Origin of the sequence: Pseudomonas sp. WC1, assembly GCF_050586565.1 — a bacterium.
Classification (GTDB): Bacteria; Pseudomonadota; Gammaproteobacteria; order Pseudomonadales; family Pseudomonadaceae; genus Aquipseudomonas.
The window spans coordinates 1-18688 of sequence record NZ_JBOBDQ010000035.1 but is presented as its reverse complement, the minus strand read 5'-3'; the positions used below and the strand labels follow the sequence as shown (position 1 = coordinate 18688).

Below are 18688 nucleotides of genomic sequence, written 5' to 3'. Positions count from 1 at the left end.
CTCCCGACGGGTGAGGAAATGCGCCTGAGCTTAGGGGCCGCCTGGCGGATGGCCCAGCATTATTGATTGCAGTGATCGGCCGTCATCGTTGTGAGCAGAGCGAATTGCAACAGGAAATTTATTTTCAGAAAGGGCTTGAATTCATCCGACAGTTGCCTGACTTTAGAGTCAAGAGGCGCAGGAAAACCAACGCCCTCAGTGGCCTAGGCGCGCCTCTCGCGAGCAAGCTGAATAAGGATTGAATCATGCAAATCCAGGTCAACAGCAGCAACCATATCGAAGGCAACATCCGTCTCGACCAATGGGTCCGCAGTACCCTGCAAAGCAGCCTCGAACGTTACGAGGACGACCTCACCCGCATAGAAGTCCACCTGCGTGACGAAAACGGCGCCAAGCCCGGTCCCCACGACAAACGCTGCCAGATGGAGGCTCGCCCTAAAGGTCACCAGCCGATTTCCGTGACCCACACCGCCACTTCGCTGGAGCACGCCGTCGATGGCGCGGCCAGCAAGCTGAACCACGCCCTGGAGCATTTCTACGGCAAGTTGCGCAGCAAGCGCGGCGCCCTGGAACTGAGTGATCCAGACGCCTGACCGACAATGGTTCAGACAAGAACGCCCGGCCTTGCGCCGGGCGTTTTCGTTGTTCACCGATCAGCGGGCCTGAACCAACCTCGGTCGAGCCCGGTCAACTTCTGCAATCATTCACTGCAGAACCCGACCATGAACAATCCCTTCGATCAGATCAGCGCCGCCTTCGCCCCAGAGTACCGGGTCAACCTGAGCATCGAACGCCTGGACGGCAGCATCATGCTGACCCTCTCCGACGACAGCGGCGTGGTCGCCAAGCGCCTGATCAGCCAGGCCCAGCGCAACGACCCGGTGCGTCTGCAACGAGTCATCGACAGCATTCGCCTGGGCCTGGCCATCGAGCTGGGGCAAAACCCGCTGGAAGTGCTCGCAGCCCTGACCCGCCCCGCGCAGGGCGAGCGCCGCGTCCCTGTCGTCGGCCTGGCAAACTGAGGGTTATTTGCCCTCGTCCACTTCCTTGCCGCTGGCATCCAGCGCCTTGGTCGACGGGTAGCGGTACGACGCATAGCGCACCACCAGGATGGCGAAGGCCAGCAGCAGGATACCGCCGCACACGTACAGCAAGCCGACATCCGGCGCCTTGTGGTGCGAGACATCGCCGATCAGCAGGCGGGTCAGCGCGGTGATTGCCACGTAGAGCAGGAAGCGGATCGGCATGTGGTTGGTCTTGAAGTAGATCCCCACCATCGCCCCCAGCTCCAGGTAGATGAACAGCAGCAGGATGTCATCCACGCTCACCCCACCCTTGCCCAGCATGTCCAGGAAGGTCACTACCGCCGCATAGGCGGTGATCGCGCCGATACCGAACAGCGCCAGGTAATGGAAGGCCTCCACACACAGGTTGCCCAGCGAGTCGGCGGAGCCGTGCAGGCCCTTGCGCAGCTTTTCTGCCCATTTGATGTTCACGATGTTCGATTCCTGATACTGAAGGTCTTGGTTGCCATGCAGTTAAAGGGCCATGGCCCCTGTCTTGGAAGGCGGTCGATTGCCGCAAGACACCTGTGGGCTACGCTGATTGTCAGTTTGCCTGGCCATCATTGCGGTTGCAGGGTGATGGCCTGACGATGTACTGTATAAAAACACAGTAATGCGCAATCCAATCAGCAAAAAGGCACAGAGGTGATGAATGGCCGTCGAAGTGGTGTACCGCAGCAGCCGCGACCCGGAGCGCTTGTTCATGGATAAGGCCGAAGCAGACCGTCACGACAAGATGCTCGAGCTGGCCGAACGCCTGGCCGAGGTACTGCACAAGGCCGTGCCTTCGATGAGCGAGCAGCAGGTAGAGGAAGCCGGCATCTACATGGCGAAGAACCGCGATGTGTTCGCCCGAGCGTTCAAGAGCCAGCCCGATGCGCTGGCGGAGCTGCTCGAAGGCGGCGCGGTGGAATGACGCTATCGCGGGGCAAGCCCGCAAGGCTCGCATCCATGGAAAATCTCGTGGGAGCGGGCTTGCCCCGCGAAATGGCTTTCAGCCGTACAACAATCTTTCCGCCAGCATCTGCGCCACCCGTGCCGGCGAACGTTTCTCCGCCTGGGCATGGGCGAACACTTCGGTCAGCCGCGAAGGTATCCGCGCCAGGTGCGCGGTAATGGTCCCCAGCCCCTCGCCCCGATGGGTCAGGGCCACATAGATCAGCCCACCGGCATTGATCACATAGTCCGGCGCATACAGGATTCCCCGGTTCTCCAGCTGGTCGGCCACCTGCAAGGTGGTCAGCTGGTTGTTCGCCGACCCCGCCACCGCCGCGCAGCGCAGTTGCATCACGCTCTGCCCGTTCAGCACCGGCCCAACGCCACACGGCGCAAAGATGTCGCACGGCGTGCTGATCAAGGCTTCATGGGCCACCGGGTGGGCATTGAGCTGCTCCACCGCCAGGCGCACCTTGCCGGCATCCAGGTCGCTGACCAGCAGCTCGGCGCCGGCCGCATGCAGTTGCTCGGCCAGCGCATAGCCAACGTTGCCCAACCCTTGCACCGCCACTCGCAATCCCTCCAGGTTGTCACTGCCCAACCTGGCCATGGAGGTGGCGCGGATGCCGGCGAACACGCCCATCGCCGCATGTGGCGATGGATCGCCCGAGGCGGTGGTGCTGGTGACGTAGGGAGTGGCCTGGGCGATGCAGTCCATGTCGAGGGTCGAGGTGCCACTGTCCACCGCCGTGATGAAGCGGCCCTGAAGGGTGTCGACGAAGCGCCCGAACGCCTCGAACAGCGCTGCACGGTTCTCCACATGCGGGTTACGCACGATCACCGCCTTGCCGCCGCCCATCGGCAACCCGGCCAGGGCCGCCTTGTAACTCATGCCCTGGGCCAGGCGGATGGCATCGGTCATGGCGCTTTCGTCGTCGGCATAGGGCAGGTAGCGACAACCGCCCATGGCCGGACCCAGTTGTTCGCTGTGAATCGCCACCACGGCCTTCAACCCCGTAGGCGGGTCGATGAACAAGTGCAGTGACTGCGTGCGAGTGCTTTGCATGAGCGCGAACATCGACGGGTTCCCCAGCGAGGTGCTGCTACCAGTATAAACAGGTCAAGGCAGCACACCGTGCGGGCGGACCACTGGACGAAAAGCTTCGCCAGGGCTACAAGTTAAGCGTGATGGAGAAGTCCGATGAACTCACGCCAAGCCTGCCTGGCCTGCCTGGAACGCGAGCCGGTCGCCCTGCTGGAAGCCGCGCTGTGGATTGCTGCGGAGCATGACCGCACTGTCGAGCTCTCGGCCAGCCTGGCCAGGCTGCATGAGCTGCAACGCGAAGTCAGCACCAGCCTGCCGATGCTGCCGGTCAACGAACTGGCCCAGCCCTTGCTGCGCCAGCTCAACGCACTGGGCTTTCAGCAGGACGAGTACCACCCGTTGCGCCCGCACGTGGCCTTGATGGACAAAGTGCTGCAACGTCGGCGTGGCCAACCTCTGCTGCTGGCAATCCTTGCCCTGGAGCTGGCACGGCGGCTGTCGATCCCCCTGGAAGGCGTGAACTTTCCCGGGCACTTCCTGCTGCGGGTACCCGGTGCCGACCACCTGCTCGACCCTTGTGGTGGTCGCCGCCTGTATCCCAACGACTGCCGCGAACTGCTCGCCCGCCAGTTCGGCCCACAGGTGCCACTGTCCGCCGAGCACCTGCTCAGCGCATCGCCGCGGCAGATGCTCCAGCGCCTGTCGCGCAACCTTCGCCAGTTGCATATCAGCAACGACAACGACCTCGCGGCGCTGATCGATGCCGAGCGGGTCATGCAACTGGGCCCGGTGCAGGTCGGCGACTACCTGGCCCGGGCCACGCTGTACCAGCACCTGGACTGTCCCCAGGCAGAGCGCTTCGACCTGGAGCACGCCCTGCTGCTGACCGACGACCCGGTGCAGCGCCTGAAACTCACGGAACGCCTCGGCCAGTTGCCCAACGGCAAACGTTCAATCCATTAATGCCTCGCCCTTGACCGTCGCTTCGCGCGGCTGCGGTGCGCGTACCCGGCTGATCAGCAGCGCGCCGAGCAGCGCTGGCACGGCGCAGAAGAAGAAGATCTGCTCCACTGGCATGTGCAACGTCAGCAGCAGACTGCCGAGCAACGGTCCGAGGATCGAGCCGAAGCGCCCGACACCCAGGGCCCAGCCGGTGCCGGTGGCGCGCACCTGGGCCGGGTAGAAGTTGCTGACGAAGGCATTGAGCGTCAACTGCCCGCCAATGATGCAGAACCCGGCGGCGAACACACTGGGCACCAGCCAGCGCGGATCGTCATGGTTAAGGCCAACCAGCACGCTGAACAGCGCCGCGCCCAGCAGCACGCCGGCCAGCAGGTGAGCCTTGTTGGCCATGCGGTCGGCGCACCAGGCCAGGCACACCGCACCGAAGGTGCCGGCAAACAGGAACAGCGAAGTCACCAGGTTGGCCTGGTTCAGCGCCAGCCCGCTTTCCTGCAGCAGCGACGGCAGCCAGCTGATCATGAAGTACAACAGGATCAGGCTGACAAAGAAGGTGCTCCACAGCAGCAGCGTGGGCCGGGCGAACCCCTCGCGAAACAACGCCACCACGGTGAGCTTACTGTCGGCCGACGCATCGGCCGCGACCTGGGCCGCCGGCACCTGCCAGCCCGGCAGCAGGCGGGCGGTCACCCGTTGCAACCGCGCATAGGGAGGGGCGTCGCGCAGCAGGCGCGGCAGCGATTCAGGCAGGAACAGCGCCAGGAACGGGAACAACAGCAGCGGCGCCACGCCACCGGCAAGAAACACCGCCTGCCAACCATGGTGATCGATGAAACCTGCAGCTACGAAGCCACCCGCCGCGCCCCCCAGGGAGAAGCCGCAAGCTGCCAGAGTCACCATCAGGGTACGCAGCCGCGGTGGTGCATAATCGGCCATCAGCGCCATGGCGCTGGGCATCGCGCCGCCCATGCCGATACCGCAGAGAAAGCGCGCCAGCATCAGGCTGTCGAGGGAAGTGGCGAACACCATCAGCAGCGTAAGGCTGGCGTACAGCAGCACGCAGCACAGCAGCACCCGCCGCACGCCGAAGCGGTCGGCCAGTGGCGTCACCGCCAGCGAACCGACCGTCAGCCCCAGCAGGTTGGCGCTGAACACCGGCCCGAAGGCCGCCTTTTCCAGCCCCCAGTCCTGGGCCAGCGCGGGGATCACGTATCCCAGCACCTGGGCGTCATAACCATCGGTGACCAACAGCAGGATCAACAGCAGCAGCAAGCGCCACTGGTAGGGTGACACCGGGCGCGCGTCGAGCGCCGCGCGAAAGCTGGCTATCTGGTTGTGCATCGCAAGGTACCTGTCTTTTGTTGTTATGAGTGCAGGTGCGGGCTGGGTGGGTCAGTTGGGCGTGTCGGGCTGCCTCGACGGGTGAGCCTTGTGGAAGGCCGGGTGCTGTTCGGCGAGGGCCGCCACCCGGCAAATGCGCGGGTAGCCACTGAGGTCGATGTTGAAGCGCTCGGCCGCGTACAACTGCGGGATCAGGTAGACATCGGCCAGGCCCGGCGTCGCACCGAAGCAGAAGCCATCGTCGCCGATCAACTGCTCGATCGCCGCCAGCCCCTGGCCGATCCAGTGGCCGATCCACTGGTTGACCTGTGCCTCGTCGTGCCCCAACTGACGCAGCTGGTTGAGCACGCTGACGTTGTGCAGCGGGTGGACATCACAGCCGATGATCGCCGCCACGCCACGCACCTTGGCCCGGGCCTTGGCTGCGGTCGGCAGCAGCGCTGGCTGCGGGTGCGCCTCTTCGAGGTATTCGATGATCGCCGGCGACTGCACCAGCAACTCGCCATCGTCAGTACGCAGGGCCGGCACCCGCCCCTGCGGATTGAGCGCCAGGTAGTCCGCGCCGCGCTGCTCGCCCTTGAGCAGGTTCACCGGCAGGGCCTGGTAGGCCAGGCCCTTGAGCGCCAGGGCGATGCGCACCCGATACGACGAGGTGGAGCGGTAGTAGGTGAACAGTTCCATCGCCCTGCCCTCCTCAGTTGGCCGCAACGATGGTGCCACGGCACTCGCCGAAGCCGATGCTGGCTACGCCATCGCGCACGCAACGGGCGCGCAGGATGATCTCGTCGCCGTCCTCGAGGAACTTGCGCACTTCGCCGCTGGCCAGTTCCACCGGCTGCTTGCCGCCTTCGGTGATCTCCAGCAGGCTGCCGAACGAGCCTGGCGCCGCGCCCGACAGGGTGCCCGAGCCGAACAGGTCGCCCGGTTGCAGCTGGCAGCCGTTGACGCTGTGGTGGGCGACCATCTGTGCCACGGTCCAGTACATGCTGCGGGTGCTGCTCAACGTGAGGCGATGCGCCGGCAGGTTCTGCTCGCGCATGCGTTCGGTCAGCAGCAGCACTTCCAGTTCGATGTCGAAGGCGCCGGAGGCCTGGTCGCGCTTGTCCAGCAGGTATGACAGCGGCTGCGGGTCACCCTCCGGACGGGCCGGCTGGGCGCAACGGAACGGCTCCAGGGCCTCGGCAGTGACCACCCATGGCGACACCGTGGTGATGAAGCTCTTGGACAGGAACGGGCCCAGCGGCTGGTACTCCCAGGCCTGGATATCGCGCGCCGACCAGTCGTTGAGCAGGCAGAAGCCGGCCACGTGCTCGGCGGCGTCGCCGATCGGGATCGGCTGGCCCATGTCGTTGCCCTGGCCAATCCAGATGCCCAGTTCCAGCTCGTAGTCCAGGCGCGCGCAAGGGCCGAAGCTCGGCTCGGTCTGGCCCGCCGGCAGGGTCTGGCCCTTGGGGCGGCGCACGTCGGTGCCGGACGGCCGGATGGTCGAGGCGCGGCCGTGGTAGCCGATCGGCACGTGCTTGTAGTTGGGCAGCAGCGGATTGTCCGGGCGGAACAGCTTGCCGACGTTCTTTGCGTGCTCGATGCCGACGTAGAAGTCGGTGTAGTCACCGATCTTCGCCGGCAGGTGCAACTGGCATTCGCCGGCCGGGTACAGCGCGGCCTTCAGGGCCGCCTGGTGCTCGCTGCCCTCGCCCAGCAGCGCCAGCAGGCGCTGGCGCAGGGCAACACGGGCCTCGCGGCCAAGGGCGAAGAAGGCATTCAGCGCGCCGCCCACTGTCGCTTCGACGGCGGCCTTGGCCGCCCCCTCGAACAACCCGGCGGCCAGCACGGCCTCGAGGTCGAGGATCGCGTCGCCGATGGCCACGCCGCAACGTGGCGTCTGCCCTGGGCGGCTGAAGATGCCCAGGGGCAGGTTCTGCAACGGGAAGTCGCGGTGCCCGTTGGCGTGCTCGACCCAGCTACGGGCAATGGCGGTGTGGTTCATCGGTTATCTCCGGTTCGGGTTGAAGGTGCTCGGCAAGGTGGCCCAGCAACTATCGTAGTCGGCCTGCAACTGCGGGCTTTCGAGGGCCTGGCGGCTAGGGCGCAGCACCTGGCTGGTCTCGAACATGAAGGCCATGGTGTTGTCGATCTTGTGCGGCGCCAGGTCCACCGAGATGGCCTTGTCGCAAGTCTCGGCGTCGGGGCCGTGGGCGCTCATCACCCCGTGCAACGAAGCGCCGCCGGGCAGGAAGCCTTCGGCCTTGGCGTCGTAGGCGCCCTGGATCAAGCCCATGAACTCGTTCATCAGGTTGCGGTGGAACCATGGTGGACGGAAGGTGTTCTCGGCCACCATCCAGCGCGGCGGGAAGATCACGAAGTCCATGTTGGCCATGCCATGCACGCTGGTGGGCGAGGTCAGCACGGTGAAGATCGACGGATCGGGGTGGTCGAAGCTGACCGTACCGATGGTGTTGAAGCGGCGCAGGTCGTATTTGTAAGGCACGTTGCTGCCGTGCCAGGCGACTACGTCCAGGGGCGAGTGCTGCAGCTCGCAGGCCCAGTGTTCGCCGAGGAATTTCTGCACCAGCTGCACAGGGCCGGTGCTCTCTTCGTAATGGGCGACCGGGGCGAGGAAGTCACGCGGGTTGGCCAGGCCATTGCTGCCGATCGGGCCAAGGTCCGGGATGCGCAGCGGCGCGCCGTGGTTCTCGGCAATGTAGCCCCGGGCCTGCGCATCGAGCAGTTCGACCCGGAACTTCATGCCGCGCGGGATCACCGCGATCTCCAGCGGCTCGAGCTCGAGCACGCCCAGTTCGGTGGCGATGCGCAGGCGGCCTTGCTCGGGCACCAGCAGCAACTCGCCGTCGGCGTTGAAGAACACCCGCTCCATGGAGCGGTTGGCGCGGTAGATGTAGATACTCACGCCAGCCGGTTTCTCCGATGCCGAGTTGGCCACCATCGGCAGCCAGCCGTCGATGAAGTCGGTCGGTTCGGACGGCATCGGTTGCGGGCTCCAACGCAGGCGGTTGGGATTGACGCCTCCCAACGGCCCGGTCAGCGGCTGGCGCTCCAGGCGCTCGAAACGCGGGTGCAGGGCCGAGGGGCGAATGCGGTACAACCAGGTGCGTCGCAGTTCGCTGCGAGTCATGGTGAACGCGGTGCCCGACAGCAGCTCAGCGTACAGCCCATAGGGAGCCTTCTGCGGCGAGTTCTGCCCGACCGGCAGGGCGCCGGGAAGGGCTTCGCTGGCGAACTCGTTGCCGAAGCCGCTCAGGTACTGGAGCTCAGGGGATGTGTCGCGGGTCATCGGTGCCTCCGGGCTGCTGGGAGCCGTTTCGGGCAGCTGGCTGCGGAGCCCGATCCTGAAACCGGCACCAAGGGCGGCAGCGCGTCTGCATTGTTTTTATCGTAATCAGATTACGAATAACGTAATTTGCCCGAGCGCAGGCGTCAAGCTATAAAGGCGCCACCCCATGAAATCTGCATAGAAGTCCCCCATGGCCAAAGCCAGCAGCACCGACAACGGCAAACAGAAAGTCCGCTCGGCGGAAGTCGGCACCGACATCCTCAAGGCCCTGGCCGAACTTTCCCCCTCCACCTCGCTGTCGCGCCTGGCCGAGCATGTCGACATGCCGGCGAGCAAGGTGCACCGCTACCTTCAGGCGCTGATCGCCAGCGGCTTCGCCGAACAGGACCCCGCCACCAACCACTACGGGCTGGGGCGCGAGGCGTTGCGGGTGGGCATGGCGGCCCTGGGTAGCATCGATGTGCTGAAGGTGGCGGCGCTGCCACTGTCGCAATTGCGCGACGAGTTGAACGAAAGCTGCTTCATCGCCGTGTGGGGCAACCAGGGCGCGACCGTGGTGAGCATCGAGCCGGCGGTGCGGGCAGTGACGGTGGTGACGCAGATCGGCTCGGTGCTGCCGTTGCTCAGTTCGTCCACCGGACTGGTGTTCGCCGCGCACCTGCCCGAGCGCGAGACCGTGGAGCTGCGCGACCGGGAACTGGCAGCGCTCGGCCAGACGGCGGATGACTATGCCGCCCTGCTCGAACAGATCCGCCAGCGCGGCCTGCACCATGTGCACGGTTTGCTGATGCCGGGGGTGGACGCGCTGTCCGCGCCGGTGTTCAACGCCATGGGCCAGGTCGCCGCCGTGATGACCGTGGTCGGTCCGACCTCGATCTTCCATGCCGACGAGCACGGCCCGGCCGCCCGGCGCCTGCTCGCCGCCACCCAGGCCACCAGTTGGCGAATGGGATACGGCGCGGATCAGTAAAAGGACTTACAAAGCATTACGGACTTTTCCTGTGAGAGCGGCCTATAGTCCGCCTCGCACTTTTACTCGAAACGTAAAGGTGAATGTCATAAGCGGGTATTTTTCCCACGGGATCATGCGCTTATTCTGACCTCACTGGCCGGCACGAAGGGCTCTCCCCCCCTGCTTTTCGCGCCCGCCCAGGTTCACCGACGTTGATTTTGAAGCTCCTTGATCTAACGTCTCGATTGGCCGCTGCGATTGCAGCGGCCTTTTTTATTTCTGCAAGAATCGCAAGATCGGCGCCAGGCTCATCACCGGCAAGCCGGCCACAAGCTGGTGCGATCCCCGTGGGAGCCGGCTTGCCGGCGAAAGGGCCGCAGCGCGGCCCCGGCATTGTTCAACCCAACGGATACCTCTGCAGGTTCGCCATCATCTGCTGCAACGCCTGCAGGCTGTCCTGCGGGTGCTCCGCGCCCTCGAAATCACCGATCCGCCCCCAGTTGTCCGCCACCTGCTCGGGGGTGAACCCTTCACGCGGGTCGAAGCCCACGCCCTGGCTACGCTCCCAGCGCACCTTGCCCACCCAGCCGCCGCCCACCTCGAACAGTTCGCCGCTGTCCTGGCACTGCTCGCTGCCCAGGTACACCACCAACGGACTGATCAACTCGGGCTGCAGACGTTCGAACACCTGCGGCGGGATCAACCCCTCGGTCATTCGCGTGCCGCCGGTCGGGGCGATGGCGTTGACCAGGATGCCGTGCTTGCGGCCCTCGATGGCCAGGGTGCGGGTCAGCCCATAGAGGCCGAGTTTGGCCATGCCATAGTTGGCCTGGCCGAAATTGCCATAGATGCCCGAGGTGGACGAGGTGAAGATCACCCTCCCCCAATTCTGCGCCCGCAGGTGCGGCCAGGCGGCGTGGGTAACCTTGTAGGCGCCCTCGACGTGCACCCGGTAGACCAGCTCCCAGTCGCTGTCTTCCATCTTGTGGAAGGTCTTGTCGCGCAGGATGCCGGCGTTGTTCACCAGCACATCGACCCGACCGAAGGTATCCAGGGCCTGCTCGACGATGCGCGTGCCATCGGTGACCGAGTCATGGTTGGCGATGGCCGTGCCGCCCGCGGCGCGGATCTCCTCCACCACGCGGTCGGCCGCCGAGGCGTTGGCGCCTTCACCATGTGTAGACCCACCCAAGTCATTGACCACCACGTGAGCGCCGCGCGCGGCGAACAGCAGCGCATGGGCCCGGCCCAGGCCGCCGCCGGCCCCCGTGACGATCACCACTCGATCCTGCAGACGTACCGGCTCGCTCATGCTCAAGGCTCCTGGCAATGAAGGGATGCAAAGCAGTTTCCGCCAGCCGCCCGGGCCCGGCAATCAAGCGCACCGTGGCGAATGCCGCCCGATAACGCCCGACGATGATCGCCGGTCAGGACCAGGCGACCTTCAGCGGTAAATAACTCATCGGTTGCTCACGAAAGGCCAGGTAATGGCGCAGCACCTGCACCGGCGCTTCGGTGTGGGGGTAATGGCCGATGCCCTGCAGAACCACGGTGTCCGGGTCCGGGACGATTTCCCGGTAGCGCTCGACCATGTGCGCGCCGGACAACGGATCGACCGCGCCATTGATGAAGCGCAGCGGCACGCCCGGACGTTGCAGCGCGGCGACCCAGCGCTCGCGCTGGGCCCGGCGTTCCGGCAGGAAGCTGACCAGTTTGTGCAGGATCCGTGGGCCTCGGTTGGAGGCGATCAGGCTCCAGTAGTCGTCCAGGGCGCTCTCGCTGGGATGGGTGCACGGGCCATAGACCTGGGTGACGTTGCGCACCAGATCGTCGCGCCCGAACGAGCGCCCGACCAGCCAGCCCAGGCGGCTGAGCAGCAGCTTCTGGACCAGCAGCACCCGGCAGCTCTCGGGGAACAGCCCGCTGTTGAGGAACACACAACTGGCCACCTCCAGCCGCCGTTCGTGGTGCCGGGCCAGCAGCTCCTGGGCGACGCTGCCGCCGTAGTCGTGGGCCAGCAGGTGCACCGGCTGGTCGATGTGCAGGTGCGCCAGCAACGCCTGCTGCAGGTCGGCCTGCTCGAGCAGGCTGTAGTCATGGTCCGCGGGCTTGGCCGAATCGCCGAAGCCGAGCATGTCGCAGGCCACCACACGAAAGCGCTGGGTCAGGGGTGCCCACAGGTAGTGCCAATCCCAGCTGGCCGTGGGGAAACCGTGAAGCAATAGCAGGGGCTCTCCTTGCCCTGCCGTCCAGTAGCGGATGCTCTGGCCCCGGAAAGTGAACCCCTGGCTCCGGGTGCGCCAGACGCACAATGGAATTTCGGCCAGTGGCATCACGGTCGTCCCGGTGGATAAGCGTTGGAAGAGGGCAAGGCTGCGTTCATTGCATGTCACCTCGGCACTTACATGTGCTCTCTATGTCGAGGCTCAGTCTAGAAGCCTATACGAAGGTGATAAGTCGCCTTGGCAGCCAGCCTGATGACCGTGCGAGTCAGTGGCACGAACGGTCAGATCAACCTCATCAGCAACGGCGCGGCCAACAGGTTGAGCAGCCCGGTCAGGACCATGACCAGGCCGGCCACCGAGCCTTCCTCGCGCCCGACTTCCTGGGCGCGGCTCACCCCCGCGCCATGGGCACCGACACCGAACAGAGCCCCCCGCGCCAGCGGTGTGCGCAAGGGCAGCCAACGCAGGAGAATGCCGCCGAACATCGCCCCGAGCACCCCGGTAAACATCACGAACACCGCCGTCAGCTCCGGCACGCCGCCCAGGTCCTGGGCCACGGGCATGGCGAACGGCGTGGTGATCGAACGCGGCAGCAACGACAGGCTGACCGCATCGTCCAGCGCGAGCAGGTGCGCCAGCGCCCAGGAGCTGCCGATAGAAGCCACGCTGCCGGCGAGCATGCCGACCAGCAGCGCCGGCCAGTGCCGCGCCAGCAGTGCCCGTTGTTGCCAGATCGGCACCGCGAAAGCGACGGTGACCGGGCCCAGCACGCCCATCAACCAATGCGTGTTGCGGGCGTACTCGGCGTAGGCGGTGTGCAGCGGCACGGCCACCGCCAGCAGCAAGGCCGGCACCAGGATCAGCGGCGACAGCAGGTAGCGCCCGCTGCGCCGGTACAGCCAGCGGCTGCCCAGGTAGGCGCCCAGGGTCAGGGCCAGCCAGAACAGCGGCATGGGTTCAAGGCTCATGGCGCAACCTCCAACGGCACACCAGCTCGACGGTGACCGCGGTGACCACCATCACCAGCAGGGTGCTCAGCGCGATCACCAGCAGGATGCGCCAGCCCTCGCTGCGCAGCAGGCTGCCGTAGTCCAGTAGGCTCATCAGCGCCGGAATGAAAAACAGCAGCATCTCGGCCATCAGCCAGCCGGCACCCAATTGCAGCGTGGCAGGTTTGAGCAGCCCGGTGGCGAACAGCGCCAGCAGCAGCGCCAGGCCCATCACCCCACCGGGAATCGGCCAGGCGAGCCAGGCGGCCAGCTGGCCACCGATCAGGAACAGCGCCAGCAACACCGTCAGTTCGGCGAAAAGGCGCAGGGTCTTCTTCAGTAATGCAGGATTCATGGGCGGGGGTCCTCGACAACGTGCCCATTGTAAAAGTCGCGCACCTAGGCCAGAAGCGAATTGTTAGACTGGCAACCATTCCAAAATGGAATCTAGAACTCATGGAATTCAAACAACTGCGCAGTTTCATCGAGGTCGTTCACAACGGTGGTTTCACCCAGGCGGCAGGCACCCTGCACATCAGCCAGTCAGCGGTGAGCAAGCAGGTCGCCCAACTGGAGCAGGACATCGGCCAGCCGCTGCTGGAACGCCAAGGCTCGCAGTTGCTGCTGACTGCCGCCGGGCGCATCGTTCTGGAGCGCGGCGAAGCGCTGCTGCGCCAGCGCCAGGAGCTGCTGAGCGAACTCGACGATCTCAGCCAGATGGCCCGCGGCGAATTGCGCCTGGGCCTGCCGCTGCTGGGCAGCGATGCGCTGTTCGCTGGGTTGTTCGCCGAGTATCGGCGGCGCCATCCGAATATCTCGATACAACTGCTCGAAGGTGGCAGCCGCATGGTCGAGCAGGCCGTCAAGAGTGGCGAGTTGGAGCTGGGCGGCAGCCTGACGCCAAACGACCCAGCGTTCGACTACCAGCCGTTCTGCAATGAGCCACTGGAAGCCTTGCTGCCCGCCGGCCACCCGCTGGCCGGGCAGGTCGACGTCGCCCTGGCACAACTCGCCGACACGCCGTTTCTGCTGTACCAGCGTAGCTTCGTGCTCAATGATCGATTGCTCAGCGCCTGCCAGCAGGAAGGCTTCACGCCCAGGGAAGGTGGGCGTAGCGGCCAGGCAGACTTTCTTGCCGCATTGGTGGCGGCCGGGCAAGGCGTGGTGCTGCTGCCGGCGATCGTCGCACGGGCGCTGGAACGGCCCGGGGTGGTGCGCTTGCCGTTGCGGGCGCCGGAGTACCTGAGGTGGGACATCGCCTTCATCTGGCGGCGCGGGGCGTATCTGTCACGGGCGGCGCAGGCGTGGCTGGCATTGTTGCGTGAGGATTCAGCCATGCATTGAGGCGACCGGCCCTATCGCGGGGCAAGTCGCAGCGGCGCACCGCCGCTCCCACGAGCATCATGCAGCTTTCGTGGGAGCGGGCTTGCCCCGCGATAGGACCGGCCCAGGCAATATCAGCCTTTCAGCACAGCCGCAAACTCCGCCAGCCAGGGCTCGGCATCGGCCTCCGGTGTCACGGTCTCACTGGCATCTAGCCGCAGCATCGGCAGCACTTCGTTCACCCCCAGCTCGGCGAACAGCTCGCGCATCTGCTCGCCACCGCCGCAGTAGGTGTCGCCGTAGCTCGAATCGCCCAGGCCGATCACCGCTCCCGGCAGTCCGCGCCAGGCCGCCGGCAGCACATCGCGGATCGCGCTGTACAGCGGCATCAGGCTGTCGGGCAGCTCGCCCATGCCGGTGGTCGAGGTCACCGCCAGCAACGCGTCGGGGCCAAAGCCCTCGATGTCCTGCAGGGTGGCGCGTGCCGCGTGCCAGGCTTCAAGGCCGGCGGCCTTGAGCAGCGACTCGGCGTGGCGGGCGACTTCGTCGGCGGTGCCGTACACCGAACCGGAAATAATGGCGACTTTCATCGGGTGAGGATTCCGAAACTGAGTGAAAACGTAGGATACTAGCATTCGACAGTGGCAAAAGGCCGCCTCCGGCTAAAGTCACAGGCTTCAGGATTTTCCGACGAATGACCGGAACGAAGCGGATTGACCACTGTCCACCGCCGTGAAGAAATCGCCGTTACCGATCGCCCCTTCGAGTCAGACCATGCAAGCAGACGCCCTACTCTCCCAGGACGAACTGGATTTCATCCAGGACATGCAGCATTCGCCCCAACTGAACCTAGCCGACCCCATGTCGAGCCTGCTGGTCAATGGCGACCGTCGTCTCAAGGACCTGCTCACCCGCCTTGTGGCCAACGAGCAGGTGACGCTGCAGGCCAGCTTCAACAACCAGCAGTTGAGCTTCCCCCTGCAACTGGTCGAGGATGAATTCCACGCCCTGCACCTGCAACTCGGCTCGCCGGACATCTACGAGGATGGCCCCAGGCTGCGGCCCTGGCGCCTGTCGCTGCAGCCCCCGATCGCGTTGCTGGATGATCATGGCCAGGCCAGTGACCTGTGGGTACGCGACATTTCCTTCAAGGGTGTGCTGCTGGAAGTGCGCGATGGTGCTCAAGCCCCTGCGCAATTCAACCTGCGCTTCGCCGCCGAGGACATCCCGCCGATCGGCCTGCACGGCGCGCTGCGCCGGCGCATCGGCCCGCGACTGGCCGCCTACGACCTGACCCACACGCCGGCCGAAGAGATCGAGCGCCTGCGCGAGTACATCCTCCAGGCCCACCGCAAGGCTCACCCCGAACTGCACGCCCAGGCTCCCTGCACCGCCTGAAGACCGTCCAGCCCCTGAAACTGACTGGTCATGATTGATCGGCGATAATCCGTGCCCGATTCTTGCAAGCCCGCCTGCGCCGCCCATCACCCCGGGCCGCAAGCCAGGGTCCGGCTACCCGCCAGCCCCGTCGCCAGGAGATACACGATGTCTACTCCACCCGTCACCTTGATGGTGTCGCGCCGCGCCGCCTGCGGCCGCTACCAGGACCTGCTGGCCTGGCTGCACGAAGGCGAGCAATTGGCCACCGACTTTCCCGGCTACCTGGGCTCGGGCATCCTCGCCCCGCCGAGCGAGGGCGACGAATTCCAGATCATCTTCCGCTTCGCCTGCGAACAGACCATGCACGCCTGGGAGCATTCCGCATCGCGCAGGGCCTGGCTGGAGCGCGGCAACGGCCTGTTCGAACGCCCCAAAGAGAGGCGCGTGAGCGGTATCGACGACTGGTTCGGCACCAATACCGTGCAAAAACCACCGCGCTGGAAGCAGGCAACGGCCATCTGGCTGGCATTCTTTCCGGTTTCGCTACTGTTCAACCTGCTGTTCGGCCACTGGCTGGCGCCACTCGACCTGTTGCCTCGAGTGCTGCTCAGTACCCTGGCCCTGACGCCATTGATGGTGTACCTGTTCATCCCCCTGTCCACCCGGCTGCTGGCCGGCTGGCTCAACACCACCCCACGCGCCGCCACCGAACGTTCCCAGGGGCTGCGCAGCCGCTGAGGCACGGGCTCGCAAGGCCGCGCAGTTCGGGTATGCTGGGGCATCACGCACGGACAGACGAACAGACCGCCCGAACATGAACAGCCCAATCCTCATCACCGGCGCCAGCCAGCGCGTCGGCCTGGCCCTGGCCCTGGAGCTGGCCCAGGCCGGCCATACGGTGGTCAGCGCCAGCCGTACCTTGCAGGGGCAGGCTGCCCACCCGAACATCCAGCAGTTCCAGGCCGACCTGACCCGCGGCGAAGACCGCCAGGCCCTGATCGACCACCTGCACAGCCACTACGACGGCCTGCGCGCGATCATCCACAACGCCTCGCTGTGGCTCGACGATGGCCTGGACAACCTCGATACCATGTTCCGCCTGCACGTCGAGGCGCCCTACCACCTCAACCTCGCCCTCGGCGAGCTGCTGAACAAGGTGGACAAAGCCGACATCATCCACATCTGCGACGAAACTTCCTCGCGCGGCAGCAAGAGCCACATCGGCTATGCCGCGACCAAGGCCGCGCTGCAGAACATGGTGCTGTCGTTCGCCGAAAAGTACGCGCCGAAGGTACGGGTCAACGGTATCCTGCCCGGCCTGCTGATCCTCAAGGAAGGCGGCGACGAACAGTACCGCCAGCAGACCCTGAAGAAAGCCCTGCTCGAATTCGAGCCCGGCGCCCGCCCACTGATCGACGCCGTGCTGTTCCTGCTGCAAAGCCAGTACAGCACCGGCAGCCAGGTGGTCATCAATGGTGGCCGCCATCTGAAGAACCGCATGACCTGAAGAGACCGCCCATGACCCCGCAACAACAGCTCGAACTCGAAGCCGCCGCGTTCCGGCGCCTGGTCGACCACCTGCAAAAACGTACCGACGTGCAGAACATCGACCTGATGAACCTCTCCGGCTTCTGCCGCAACTGCCTGTCCAAGTGGCTCAAGGCCGCCGCCGATGATCGCCAGATCGAGCTGAGCCTGGACGATGCCCGTGAGCAGGTGTACGGCATGCCCTATGCCGAATGGAAAGCCCAATACCAGAACGAAGCCAGCGCCGAGCAGAAAGCGGCGTTCGAACAAGGAAAACCGCGTGACTGACCTGAATAGCCTGCGCAGCAGCCTCGCCAGCGGCGAACACGTTTTTGCCGACACCCTGGCCTTCATCGCCGCGAACTACAGCTACCAGCCCCAGGCCTTCGACAATGGCGACGTGCACAACGCCGCCGGGCAGAACGAAGGCTCGTGCAAGACCCTGGGCCTGGCGCTGCTCGAAGGGTTGAGCGACCAGGAGGCACTGCTGGCCTTCGGTGAGCACTACCGTAGCGTGGTCGCCACGCCCGAGGGCAGCGACCATGGCAATATCCGTGCGCTGATCAAGCATGGGCTGGCCGGGGTGAAGTTCACCACCCGGCCACTTGCGCGCCTGGGCTGATAGCAGATGGGGCCGCTGTGCGGCCCCAACCGGACATCAACTGATGAGCCGGCCTGGTGTTCCAGCCTCAAGGCGCCCCTTCTGCAACCACTCCAGCGCAATCGGCCACAGGCTTTCACGAAACCGATCGTGAAAGAACGCGAAGTGCCCGATCTCCCCGACCAAGATATCCACAGGCGCCACCCGCAGATGCCGTCGCTCGCCCGTTCGCAGGTACCCCAACAACCGCTCGGTGGCCGCCACCGTGCCGAACGGATCGTCAGTCAGGCTGATGGCCAGGGTCGCCGCCTGTACCTGGGCAAATGGCGTCCCCGACAGCAGACGCCCACTGGGCCGCTGCTCGTAACGCGGCGTACGGGCAACCCAATCGCGCACCACGCCGGCCGGGGTGTCTTCCAGCCAGCCCAGGCGCTTTCCGGGGAAATAGCCGAACAGCCGGGTCAACAGCGGCATCACCACGTGCCATTTGCCGAACAGCTGCCAACGCTGCTCCGGCGCATAGTCGCGCCAATAGGCGAACTGCGCGCCCACCAGCAGCGCATGGCGCACCTGCCCCGCCGACGGTGCCAGCCCCAGCGCCCAGCCGCCGAAGCTGTGGCCGACCACATGCATCGGCTGGCCCGGATGCTCGGCGGCGGCCAGTTGCAACATCGCTTCGAAGTCCAGCCGGCCCCAGTCGCTCCAGGACGCCTGGAAACCGCGCAGCGTGGCCGGGCGTGACTCGCCGATGCCGCGATAATCGTAGGTGAGCACGTCAAAGCCCTGGGCGAACAGGTAGTCGGCGAAACGCGAGTAGTAGCGGCAACGCACCGAGGTGGCGGCGTTGATGATCACCAGTGGACGCAGGGGGTCGGGTTCGGCGTGGCGCCAGCGAAATCCGCCGAGGCCATAGCCGTCGGCGGCGACATGACGAAAGGCACAGGCGGGTTGGGTAAGGCTGCTCATGGCGCACTCCCTGCGGCGTCGCGCCATGCTGGCGGACGGGCTGTTGTCGTGCGCCAACGCTAGCAAAAAAAACCTTGCCTGTAATCG

23 protein-coding genes are annotated in these 18688 nt (G+C 65.4%); 11 read left to right on the top strand and 12 right to left on the bottom strand.

Annotation, left to right across the window (positions count from 1 at the left end; genetic code table 11):
* Positions 1 to 245: 245 nt before the first annotated feature.
* Positions 246 to 593 carry an HPF/RaiA family ribosome-associated protein gene (locus ACQ4OD_RS16380; protein ID WP_023630676.1) on the top strand — a complete coding sequence of 116 codons (348 nt, stop codon included), beginning with the start codon at positions 246 to 248 and terminating at the stop codon, positions 591 to 593.
* Between the two features lie 129 nt (positions 594 to 722).
* Positions 723 to 1022, top strand: coding sequence for a DUF3509 domain-containing protein (locus ACQ4OD_RS16375; RefSeq protein ID WP_110700611.1), 300 nt, complete (start codon positions 723 to 725; stop codon positions 1020 to 1022).
* A 3-nt stretch (positions 1023 to 1025) separates the two neighbouring features.
* Here ACQ4OD_RS16375 and ACQ4OD_RS16370 read toward each other — a convergent pair whose 3' ends face one another.
* Complete coding sequence (locus ACQ4OD_RS16370) at positions 1026 to 1496, bottom strand: phosphate-starvation-inducible protein PsiE (protein WP_031315617.1); 471 nt, start codon at positions 1494 to 1496, stop codon at positions 1026 to 1028.
* A gap of 220 nt (positions 1497 to 1716) precedes the next feature.
* On the opposite strand from ACQ4OD_RS16370, the gene ACQ4OD_RS16365 reads away from it, so the two are divergent.
* Complete coding sequence (locus ACQ4OD_RS16365) at positions 1717 to 1980, top strand: YebG family protein (RefSeq protein ID WP_023631474.1); 264 nt, start codon at positions 1717 to 1719, stop codon at positions 1978 to 1980.
* Between the two features lie 78 nt (positions 1981 to 2058).
* Here the strand turns inward: ACQ4OD_RS16365 and ACQ4OD_RS16360 are convergent, their stop codons facing one another.
* Positions 2059 to 3078 carry a Leu/Phe/Val dehydrogenase gene (locus tag ACQ4OD_RS16360; RefSeq protein ID WP_139668671.1) on the bottom strand — a complete coding sequence of 340 codons (1020 nt, stop codon included), beginning with the start codon at positions 3076 to 3078 and terminating at the stop codon, positions 2059 to 2061.
* Positions 3079 to 3201: 123 nt separating this feature from the next.
* On the opposite strand from ACQ4OD_RS16360, the gene ACQ4OD_RS16355 reads away from it, so the two are divergent.
* A complete protein-coding gene (locus tag ACQ4OD_RS16355; RefSeq protein WP_139668669.1) occupies positions 3202 to 4008 on the top strand; it encodes a SirB1 family protein in 807 nt (268 codons plus the stop codon).
* Here the strand turns inward: ACQ4OD_RS16355 and ACQ4OD_RS16350 are convergent.
* From ACQ4OD_RS16350 to hmgA, 4 genes are read right to left on the bottom strand one after another with little or no spacing between them, the layout of a single operon-like run.
* Entirely contained in the window at positions 3997 to 5346 is a 1350-nt protein-coding gene (locus ACQ4OD_RS16350) for an MFS transporter (RefSeq protein ID WP_198755207.1), read from the bottom strand. The genes ACQ4OD_RS16355 and ACQ4OD_RS16350 overlap by 12 nt on opposite strands.
* Positions 5347 to 5397: 51 nt before the next feature.
* Positions 5398 to 6027: a maleylacetoacetate isomerase gene (gene maiA / locus ACQ4OD_RS16345; RefSeq protein WP_430944581.1), complete on the bottom strand. Its 630-nt coding sequence runs from the start codon at positions 6025 to 6027 to the stop codon at positions 5398 to 5400.
* 13 nt (positions 6028 to 6040) lie between these two features.
* Positions 6041 to 7333, bottom strand: coding sequence for a fumarylacetoacetase (fahA, locus tag ACQ4OD_RS16340; RefSeq protein ID WP_198755206.1), 1293 nt, complete (start codon positions 7331 to 7333; stop codon positions 6041 to 6043).
* Positions 7334 to 7336: 3 nt separating this feature from the next.
* The gene (gene hmgA, locus ACQ4OD_RS16335; protein ID WP_430944580.1) at positions 7337 to 8638 is read right to left on the bottom strand and encodes a homogentisate 1,2-dioxygenase; all 1302 of its coding nucleotides are present in this window, start codon (positions 8636 to 8638) and stop codon (positions 7337 to 7339) included.
* A gap of 190 nt (positions 8639 to 8828) precedes the next feature.
* Here hmgA and ACQ4OD_RS16330 point away from each other — a divergent pair, with 190 nt between their 5' ends.
* Positions 8829 to 9608, top strand: a complete 780-nt coding sequence (locus ACQ4OD_RS16330; protein ID WP_094010273.1) for an IclR family transcriptional regulator — start codon at positions 8829 to 8831, stop codon at positions 9606 to 9608.
* 379 nt (positions 9609 to 9987) lie between these two features.
* Here the strand turns inward: ACQ4OD_RS16330 and ACQ4OD_RS16325 are convergent, their stop codons facing one another.
* The 4 genes from ACQ4OD_RS16325 to ACQ4OD_RS16310 all read right to left on the bottom strand — a co-directional run bounded on the left by ACQ4OD_RS16325 (position 9988) and on the right by ACQ4OD_RS16310 (position 13159).
* Positions 9988 to 10902, bottom strand: coding sequence for an SDR family oxidoreductase (locus ACQ4OD_RS16325; RefSeq protein WP_198755204.1), 915 nt, complete (start codon positions 10900 to 10902; stop codon positions 9988 to 9990).
* A gap of 115 nt (positions 10903 to 11017) precedes the next feature.
* A complete protein-coding gene (locus tag ACQ4OD_RS16320; protein ID WP_139668656.1) occupies positions 11018 to 11923 on the bottom strand; it encodes an alpha/beta fold hydrolase in 906 nt (301 codons plus the stop codon).
* A gap of 173 nt (positions 11924 to 12096) precedes the next feature.
* Positions 12097 to 12783 (bottom strand): LrgB family protein, encoded by a 687-nt coding sequence (locus ACQ4OD_RS16315; RefSeq protein ID WP_102682530.1) that lies wholly within the window; start codon positions 12781 to 12783, stop codon positions 12097 to 12099.
* Positions 12773 to 13159: a CidA/LrgA family protein gene (locus ACQ4OD_RS16310; RefSeq protein ID WP_102682531.1), complete on the bottom strand. Its 387-nt coding sequence runs from the start codon at positions 13157 to 13159 to the stop codon at positions 12773 to 12775. The genes ACQ4OD_RS16315 and ACQ4OD_RS16310 overlap by 11 nt, the downstream gene beginning before the upstream one ends.
* A 101-nt stretch (positions 13160 to 13260) precedes the next feature.
* Here ACQ4OD_RS16310 and ACQ4OD_RS16305 point away from each other — a divergent pair, with 101 nt between their 5' ends.
* Positions 13261 to 14148, top strand: coding sequence for a LysR substrate-binding domain-containing protein (locus ACQ4OD_RS16305; protein WP_430944579.1), 888 nt, complete (start codon positions 13261 to 13263; stop codon positions 14146 to 14148).
* 113 nt (positions 14149 to 14261) lie between these two features.
* Here the strand turns inward: ACQ4OD_RS16305 and ACQ4OD_RS16300 are convergent, their stop codons facing one another.
* Positions 14262 to 14717, bottom strand: coding sequence for a flavodoxin (locus ACQ4OD_RS16300; RefSeq protein ID WP_198755202.1), 456 nt, complete (start codon positions 14715 to 14717; stop codon positions 14262 to 14264).
* 184 nt (positions 14718 to 14901) lie between these two features.
* Here ACQ4OD_RS16300 and ACQ4OD_RS16295 point away from each other — a divergent pair, with 184 nt between their 5' ends.
* From ACQ4OD_RS16295 to ACQ4OD_RS16275, 5 genes are all read left to right on the top strand, one after another.
* A complete protein-coding gene (locus tag ACQ4OD_RS16295; protein WP_102682534.1) occupies positions 14902 to 15525 on the top strand; it encodes a hypothetical protein in 624 nt (207 codons plus the stop codon).
* A 147-nt stretch (positions 15526 to 15672) separates the two neighbouring features.
* Positions 15673 to 16245 (top strand): antibiotic biosynthesis monooxygenase, encoded by a 573-nt coding sequence (locus ACQ4OD_RS16290; RefSeq protein ID WP_102682535.1) that lies wholly within the window; start codon positions 15673 to 15675, stop codon positions 16243 to 16245.
* Positions 16246 to 16321: 76 nt separating this feature from the next.
* Positions 16322 to 17014 carry a dihydromonapterin reductase gene (folM, locus tag ACQ4OD_RS16285; protein WP_139668650.1) on the top strand — a complete coding sequence of 231 codons (693 nt, stop codon included), beginning with the start codon at positions 16322 to 16324 and terminating at the stop codon, positions 17012 to 17014.
* An 11-nt stretch (positions 17015 to 17025) separates the two neighbouring features.
* Positions 17026 to 17322, top strand: a complete 297-nt coding sequence (locus ACQ4OD_RS16280; protein ID WP_102682537.1) for a DUF1244 domain-containing protein — start codon at positions 17026 to 17028, stop codon at positions 17320 to 17322.
* The gene (locus ACQ4OD_RS16275; RefSeq protein ID WP_139668648.1) at positions 17315 to 17656 is read left to right on the top strand and encodes a HopJ type III effector protein; all 342 of its coding nucleotides are present in this window, start codon (positions 17315 to 17317) and stop codon (positions 17654 to 17656) included. Before ACQ4OD_RS16280 ends, ACQ4OD_RS16275 begins: the two co-directional genes overlap by 8 nt.
* A gap of 36 nt (positions 17657 to 17692) precedes the next feature.
* Here ACQ4OD_RS16275 and ACQ4OD_RS16270 read toward each other — a convergent pair whose 3' ends face one another.
* The gene (locus tag ACQ4OD_RS16270) at positions 17693 to 18601 is read right to left on the bottom strand and encodes an alpha/beta hydrolase family protein (RefSeq protein ID WP_430944578.1); all 909 of its coding nucleotides are present in this window, start codon (positions 18599 to 18601) and stop codon (positions 17693 to 17695) included.
* Between the last annotated feature and the right edge of the window lie 87 nt (positions 18602 to 18688).